The organism is Ferrimicrobium sp. (genome assembly GCF_027364955.1).
GTDB lineage: Bacteria > Actinomycetota > Acidimicrobiia > Acidimicrobiales > Acidimicrobiaceae > Ferrimicrobium.
On record NZ_DAHXOI010000017.1, the window covers coordinates 42,959 to 49,882 of the forward strand.

At 58.1% G+C, this 6,924-nt stretch carries 8 protein-coding genes; 5 read left to right on the forward strand and 3 right to left on the reverse strand.

The features are described from left to right. Nucleotides 1-14 precede the first annotated feature (14 nt). The 4 genes from M7Q83_RS10555 (at nt 15) to M7Q83_RS10570 (ending at nt 2,868) form a co-directional block, all read left to right on the forward strand. The gene (locus M7Q83_RS10555) at nt 15-350 is read left to right on the forward strand and encodes a hypothetical protein (RefSeq protein WP_298338335.1); all 336 of its coding nucleotides are present in this window, start codon (nt 15-17) and stop codon (nt 348-350) included. Between the two features lie 154 nt (nt 351-504). Continuing rightward, a complete protein-coding gene (gene trxB / locus M7Q83_RS10560) occupies nt 505-1,470 on the forward strand; it encodes a thioredoxin-disulfide reductase (protein ID WP_298338337.1) in 966 nt (321 codons plus the stop codon). A 73-nt stretch (nt 1,471-1,543) separates the two neighbouring features. Then, entirely contained in the window at nt 1,544-1,876 is a 333-nt protein-coding gene (gene trxA / locus M7Q83_RS10565) for a thioredoxin (RefSeq protein ID WP_298338339.1), read from the forward strand. Further along, nucleotides 1,873-2,868, forward strand: a complete 996-nt coding sequence (locus M7Q83_RS10570) for a peptidoglycan-binding protein (RefSeq protein WP_298338341.1) — start codon at nt 1,873-1,875, stop codon at nt 2,866-2,868. Before trxA ends, M7Q83_RS10570 begins: the two co-directional genes overlap by 4 nt. Here M7Q83_RS10570 and M7Q83_RS10575 read toward each other — a convergent pair. Next, nucleotides 2,865-3,938 (reverse strand): inositol-3-phosphate synthase, encoded by a 1,074-nt coding sequence (locus M7Q83_RS10575; RefSeq protein ID WP_298338343.1) that lies wholly within the window; start codon nt 3,936-3,938, stop codon nt 2,865-2,867. The genes M7Q83_RS10570 and M7Q83_RS10575 overlap by 4 nt on opposite strands. 26 nt (nt 3,939-3,964) lie before the next feature. Then, nucleotides 3,965-4,582, reverse strand: coding sequence for a PadR family transcriptional regulator (locus M7Q83_RS10580; RefSeq protein WP_298338345.1), 618 nt, complete (start codon nt 4,580-4,582; stop codon nt 3,965-3,967). A 425-nt stretch (nt 4,583-5,007) separates the two neighbouring features. Here M7Q83_RS10580 and M7Q83_RS10585 point away from each other — a divergent pair, with 425 nt between their 5' ends. Beyond that, nucleotides 5,008-6,444, forward strand: a complete 1,437-nt coding sequence (locus tag M7Q83_RS10585) for an amidase (RefSeq protein WP_298338347.1) — start codon at nt 5,008-5,010, stop codon at nt 6,442-6,444. A gap of 128 nt (nt 6,445-6,572) precedes the next feature. On the opposite strand, the gene M7Q83_RS10590 is transcribed toward M7Q83_RS10585, so the two are convergent. After that, nucleotides 6,573-6,788 (reverse strand): hypothetical protein, encoded by a 216-nt coding sequence (locus M7Q83_RS10590; protein ID WP_298338349.1) that lies wholly within the window; start codon nt 6,786-6,788, stop codon nt 6,573-6,575. Nucleotides 6,789-6,924: the final 136 nt, after the last annotated feature.

Consider the following 6,924-nt stretch of genomic DNA (forward strand, 5'->3'; position numbering starts at 1 on the left):
AGGAGGTAGGGTACGTGGCTGATTATCACGGCGAAGCAGAAGGTCAGCGAGACCTAGCTGCTCGCGCGGCGGAGTGGGTTGACGAGATCGCCAAGTTTCTACAGAGCAAGGCAGTGTCGCCGTTGTTCTGGGTCGCACGCGCTATCATCTTCGGCCTCTTGGGCCTAGCACTGGCGGTGGTTGCTGGCGTGTTGGCTGTCGATGCTTTGGTCAAACTACTCGATGCCTATCTCTTTGCGGGACGGGTGTGGATCACGTACTTCGTGATCGGTGGGCTCGCCTTGTTGCTATCGCTGTATGCCTGGCGCAAGATGGGCAAGTATCGCCTTGTCACCGGCGCTTCGGCGTGATGGGGCGCCCGCGCGAGCTTACGTAGGACACAGAGGGCGGTATTGACTGCTGCCAGTAATGGGACAGCTCCTGTGGTAGTGCGAATCTTGACCACACGAACTGCGTGGATGAAGTAAGCCGGACGAACTCGGTGGTGAAGGAGAAAGGACTCCAATGACAGAGCATGTGAAGGTAGTGATTATTGGTTCGGGGCCAGCTGGCCTGACGGCGGCCATCTATGCGGCTCGAGCCGACTTCAGCCCAGTCGTACTCGAAGGCGAGCCGTCGTCGACCTCTGATCAGCCTGGCGGGCAGCTGATGCTGACCACGGAGATCGAGAATTTCCCAGGGTTTGTCGACGGCATTCTCGGCCCAGAGCTCATGGGTAACTTCCGCAGTCAGGCGGAGCGCTTTGGTGCAAGAATGCACGGGGCCAAAGCTTCTCGAGTCGACCTCTCTGGTGGGCGCGCCGCCATTTGGGCATCCGATGCGACCTCTGACGAGCCGACCTACACTGCTGATGCCGTGATTGTGGCGACTGGTGCCCGTTCATTGATGCTCGGACTCGACAACGAACTACGGCTGGTCGGCCACGGTGTCTCGACGTGTGCGACCTGTGACGGTTTCTTCTTTCGCGGCCATCGTATCGCGGTCGTTGGTGGTGGTGACTCTGCGTTGGAGGAGGCGTTATTCCTCACCAAGTTCGCCGAGTCAGTGACGATTATCCACCGTCGCGATGCGCTACGGGCCTCGAAGATCATGCAGGATCGGGCCTTTGCTAACCCGAAGATCTCCTTCCTGTGGAATCGTCAGGTGACGGCGCTGCATGAAGAGGGTGGTTCGCTCGCTGGTGTGACCGTGCAGGACCCAGCGGGTGGAGCCGAAGAGCGCCATGACTTTACCGGTCTCTTTGTGGCGATTGGCCATGCACCCAATACCGATGTCTTCAAAGGACAACTCGAGATGGATGACCTTGGCTACCTCGCGACGCAGCCGGGTTCTACCGCGACCAGCGTTAGGGGAGTGTTCGCCGCAGGCGATGTACAGGATCATATCTATCGCCAGGCGATCACGGCGGCTGGTTCTGGTTGTCAAGCGGCGCTCGATGTCGAGCACTACCTTGCTGGGCAAGAGGCCTGAGGAATACTTCGGCGATGACGATGTTGATAGTTGCACATGCAAGTATTTACACAGTGAGTGAATGGAGAAGAAGATGAGCATAGAGATTATTGAACTCAATGATCAGAATTTTGATGAGCGTATCAAGGCGTCGCAGACACCGGTACTAGTAGACTTCTGGGCAGAGTGGTGTGGACCGTGCAAGATGATTGCTCCGATTCTCGAGGAGATAGCCCAGGACAAAAATGGTCAGCTGGTGATCGGGAAGTTGAATGTGGACAACGCACTGCAGGTGGCACGGAGGTTCGAGATCATGAGCATCCCGACGCTGATGCTGTTTCGAGACGGCGAACCGGTGAAGCGTATCGTTGGAGCGATGTCCAAGAAGGCACTGCTGAAGGAGCTGGACCCAGCGCTAGCGGGGTGAGCGCTGAGGAAGCCGCTGCGCTGATCCCTAATTCAGAGGCGAGCTTGGCGGATGTAGAGATGCGTCTGGTCAGGCTTGGTTTCCTGCCCCCCGATTTAGGGTTGGCAGGCCTATCCGATGCGATTGTTGCTTTCCAGTCCTCTCGCGGAATCCCTGAGACAGGGGATTGCGATCGTATCACCTGGAGAAGCCTGGTTGAGGCTGGATTTGCCTTTGGGGATCGAGTTCTGTATCTGCGAAATCCCAGTTTCCGTGGTGAGGATGTGGCCTGGTTGCAGGAGCGACTCGGTAACTTAGGGTTCGATCCGGGCAGAGTCGACGGTATCTTTGGTACGAGAACGCGAGATGCCCTACAGGATTTTCAATCGAATGTAGCGCTTCCTGCCGATGGAATCTGTGGAGGAGCAACCGTCGACGAGTTGCGGCGTGTCTTTGGACGCAGCACTGAGCATATTCATGGGGTCCGCGAGCGACAGCGCCTTCGCGTCCGGACAAAGCCGTTGTCAGAGGCCTCTGTTGCAATCCTTGCTGCCCTTCCACTTGAACAGCAGGCAGATCTGCTTGCCCAGCGGCTGCGCGCAAGAGGAGCAAAAGCGGTGGCGCTCGCCGACACTGATCAGTCACGTCTCGCCGCCATCGTCAACACGCGGGAACTCGATCTCGTGACCTATTTTGACTTCTCGACCTCGGGGTTGCAGGTGGCGTACTACTCCGGATTTCGCTACACCTCGCCCGCGGGCATGTTGTTAGCCCAAATGGTCGCTGACGGTCTCTCGCATCTCGAGCTGCCGGTGATGATCAGCCTCCGTGGGATGACCTTGCCGATCCTTCGTGAGACGAGGATGCCTGCGGTCTCGATCGCTATCGACCACCCCCACCGTTGGCTCATCTTGGGCCCTGAAGTGGTGGAGGCAGTCGCAGCTTCCATTGAGGAGTTTCTGGTGAACCCCGAGTCTGGCACTCCTGGAGTCGGCCAGCCGACGGTTAGCTAAGAGCGGGAGCGCGCATACTCATTGACCATCTCTTGCGCGATTCCATCACGGAACTGCTGAGGTGGTGACTTCATGAAATAGGCAGATGGCCCGAGTAGTGGTCCGCCCTCGCCGCGATCAAGGGCGATCTTGGCACAACGAACGGCGTCGATAATGACCCCTGCGCTGTTGGGGGAGTCCCACACCTCAAGTTTGAGCTCGATGTTTAAGGGAACGTCACCGAAGTTGCGACCCTCAAGCCGAATGTACGCCCATTTACGATCCTCAAGCCACGGGACGTGATCAGAGGGACCGATATGGACATCGTCGGCTTCGATGCCGTTGTCGATCTGGCTGGTGACGGACTGCGTCTTGGAGATCTTCTTCGACTCCAGTCGCTCGCGCTCAAGCATGTTCTTAAAGTCCATGTTCCCGCCGACGTTGAGCTGGTAGGTGCGGTCGATCACAAGCCCACGATCCTCAAAGAGGCGAGCGAGCGTGCGGTGCACGATTGTGGCGCCAACCTGGCTCTTGATATCATCGCCAACGATAGGAACGCCAGCGGCCGTGAACTTGGCTGCCCACTCTGGATCTGAAGCGATGAAGACCGGGATGGCATTGACAAAAGCCACCTTGGCGTCGATGCAGGCTTGGGCATAGAACTTCTGTGCCTTCTCAGAACCGACCGGTAGGTACGCGACCAGCACGTCTGCCTGCACAGCTCGCAGCGCCTCTACGATATCGACTGGTTCGAGCGGAGACTCTTCGATAGATTCCCGATAGTACTTGCCAAGGCCATCAAAGGTTGGTCCACGTTGGACCATCACCTGACTCTCAGGAACTTCGGCAAACTTGATGGTGTTATTGCGACCGGCAAAGATCGCCTTGGAGAGCGGGACACCAACCTTGGTGGCATCGACGTCGAAGGCAGCAACAAACTCCAGGTCGCTGACGTGGTAATCGCCGAGCTGGACATGCATAAGACCAGGGACTTCGTCCTCTGGGTTCGCTCCTTGATAGTAATGCACCCCTTGGATGAGTGAGCTAGCGCAGTTTCCCACGCCAGCGATTGCTACGCGTACTTTTGACATCGGTTTCCCCATTTCCTTTCTTCTGCTTACCGCGAGAGCGTAGGTTGCTCTCGAAGATCCTTGAGTTCACGCTCGATCCACTGGAGTTCAGCGTCGAGACGATACTCGAGACCATGCTTGACCTGGCCCAAACTGTCTGAACGTGGGGACAGTTCGCCAAGGGCACGCATGCGTTCATTGATGAGGCCAACCCGTCGCTCGAAGAGTCGGATGCGCTCAGCCTCGGTGAGATGGTCCGAAAACGCCAGTACGAACCAGAAGGTACGATCATCGTCAATGGCGATGCCACGCAACAGCTCGAGTAGCGAGGTCTGGCCAGCGGCGGTGATGGTATAGACCTTCCGATTGCGACGCCCATTGGCGGGTTGTTCGCCACGCTGGAGTAATGCGAGTTCTGCCGCGAGAGCTCCAGAGAGTTGACGCGAATCGAACGCAGGGTTGTTGGTTGCCTCCGAGCGAATGAGTCCGCGACGCTCCAACTTGGCCAATGCAGGGTAGAGCGATCCCCATGACATGGTCATCAGGGCGCCAAAAGCGGTGTCGATACGCCGTTTGAGTTCGTAGCCGTGCATGCCCTCGTCTGCGAGAAGGCCGAGTAGGAGCAGCTCTGTGGCTGAGCCGCTGGAATGGTTACTCGTTCGCATGACAAGTAGTATAGCCGGTCGTAGTACCAATGCAATATAGCGAAGTGTTATATCACTGCGCGAACAATTTCGTCAGCCGGTCTCCTCGATCGGAGCGATCGCCGGTGCACAACGTCAAACCGTTGTGGACCGTGGAACTCTGGGCCCACCGAGCTCCGTTGTTGCATAGCGTAAGACACCGCTGACCATGGGTTGCGGTTGGAGCAGGTTCCTCGTCGCAGCGGGAGTGCACCACTGCAAGGTCCTTGATGACAAGGTGCGATGGTGTATCGTCATGGGGTTCGCCGATACCCTCTGGCGCACACGATCTCGACGGTGAACGATCTTGGCAGGAATGTTGTCGTGTGGTCGGGAGCACCTGTCAACGTGAGGCTGTTCTCGGTGGGTGTCCTGTTGGCTGGTGCGCCAAGTGGTAGCCTTTGTGCATGCCCGAACTCTTCAATCAGATGCCGACGGCCCTCGAACTCGCTGGGCTGATCCGGTCGCGCCAGATCAGCCCAGTGGAAGTGTTGACCGATACCGCCGAACGGATTCAAGCGCTCAACCCACAGGTGAATGCTATTGTCTGGTCCGATGACGAGGAGGCGAGACGGCGCGCAGCGGCGATGGCGGATGTGCTCGTTCATGCGAGTGATGAGGAACTCCCCCCTTTTTTTGGGGTGCCACTCCCAATCAAGGATCTCACCGAGGTGGCGGGGTGGCCAGCGACCTACGGTTCGTTGGCGGTCTCAGATGAACCCAAGCTCGAGAGCGAGTTGGTGGTGCGCGCCTTCGAACGGGCGGGGTTTCTGCTCTTTGGACGCACCAACGCTCCTGAGTTCGGCCCGATTCCAGTGACGGAGAATCTCCGTTATGGGGTCACTCGCAACCCATGGGATCTTGATCTCACGCCCGGGGGATCGAGCGGAGGGGCGGCTGCGGCAGTTGCGGCCGGGATGTTCTCCATCGCTCACGGCAATGATGGTGGAGGTTCGATCCGGATTCCCGCCTCCTGTTGTGGACTTGTCGGTCTGAAGGTGGCTCGCGGAAGGGTCCCGTCCCGTAACTTTTCGTGGGAGGGTGGCTCGGTCGAGGGTGTCCTCGGTCGCGACGTCGCGGACGTGGCGGCGGTGCTCGATCAGATCGCCGGACCCGATCCACTGCAGTGGTATAACGCTCCTGCGCCTGAACAACCCTTTGCGACCGCCATTGGTGCGGAGCCAGCACGTCTACGAATCGGCATGGTGACGACCTCCCCCTTTGGCCTACCAGTCGATGCCGCATGTCTAGGGGCGGTCGAGGCTACGGCTCAAACACTTGAATCCCTCGGCCACGTAATCGAGTCGTTCGAACTGCCCAATATCGATGACTTCTTGGGTCCATTTCTGAACATCGTGAACACAGGCCTCGCAGGCTATCGCGATGTGGATTGGACAAAGACGGATCTTCACATCCAGCGGAACCGGGAGGCAGCTCTAGGGGTCTCGAGCCTCGACTACGTGCAATCCGTCGCCGACCTACAGCGCTGGACGCGCGGATTCCTCAGTCGATGGGGGAGTGACTTCGATATCCTCCTCAGCCCGACGATGGCGATTCTTCCTCCTCGCGCTGGTGCCGTACTCGAGGAGCTGCACGCATCTGGGGAGACGTCGAGCTCTTCGCTCACCGTCCTGCAGATGGCGGTATTCACCTCTGCGTTTAACATGACGGGGCAGCCTGCAATCTCATTGCCGGTTCACGTGACTGCGACTGGCATACCGGTGGGTATCCAGTTGGTGGCGGGTCCTTGGGACGAGTACACGCTGCTCGGTTTAGCGGCGCAACTCGAGCGAGCATTTGGCTGGCGTGAACGTCGACTCCCGTTCTCAGCATCGCAGGGGTAACGACCCACGTAGATCCGGCGTTTAATTGCCGTTTGGCGAATCAGAGTCTGGTCATAAGCCAGAGCGTTGATCGGCCAGGAGCACCCTGATCGACTCTTGAGGTGGACTGCATCGGGGATCTGGACGTCTCAACGAGAGAGGTGACAAGAACCAGATGTTTCAGTTTCAACGAGCGATGATCGGGCTTCGCGCTCACCTCTCGTGGCCAAGGTTCCCTCCCGCCTTGCAGCGACGAGGGAACGCACGGTATTGGGAGAGCAGTGGCACTCTCTGGCTGCTTGATTGTAGGACTGGTAGAGGTCATAGGCCTCGAGTATGTTCATGGCTTGGTTACTATCCTTCATGGTTGAGGGCTCCTTATGGGTTTGGCGACTACAACTATCACCAGTATGCCCATAGGGAGCCTGCCTTGTTGTTGTGGATGTGCACCCGCCTGTACCTAGGCCCCTAGGAACCCACCAATGCCATGCAGTTTTGATG

Bases quoted from the DNA above. Each gene is read 5' to 3' on its own strand.
- trxA (WP_298338339.1), top strand. From the start codon at position 1,544: ATGAGCATAGAGATTATTGAACTCAATGATCAGAATTTTGATGAGCGT.
- M7Q83_RS10585 (WP_298338347.1), top strand. From the start codon at position 5,008: ATGCCCGAACTCTTCAATCAGATGCCGACGGCCCTCGAACTCGCTGGG.
- M7Q83_RS10590 (WP_298338349.1), bottom strand. From the start codon at position 6,788: ATGAAGGATAGTAACCAAGCCATGAACATACTCGAGGCCTATGACCTC.
- M7Q83_RS10575 (WP_298338343.1), bottom strand. From the start codon at position 3,938: ATGTCAAAAGTACGCGTAGCAATCGCTGGCGTGGGAAACTGCGCTAGC.
- trxB (WP_298338337.1), top strand. From the start codon at position 505: ATGACAGAGCATGTGAAGGTAGTGATTATTGGTTCGGGGCCAGCTGGC.
- M7Q83_RS10580 (WP_298338345.1), bottom strand. From the start codon at position 4,582: ATGCGAACGAGTAACCATTCCAGCGGCTCAGCCACAGAGCTGCTCCTA.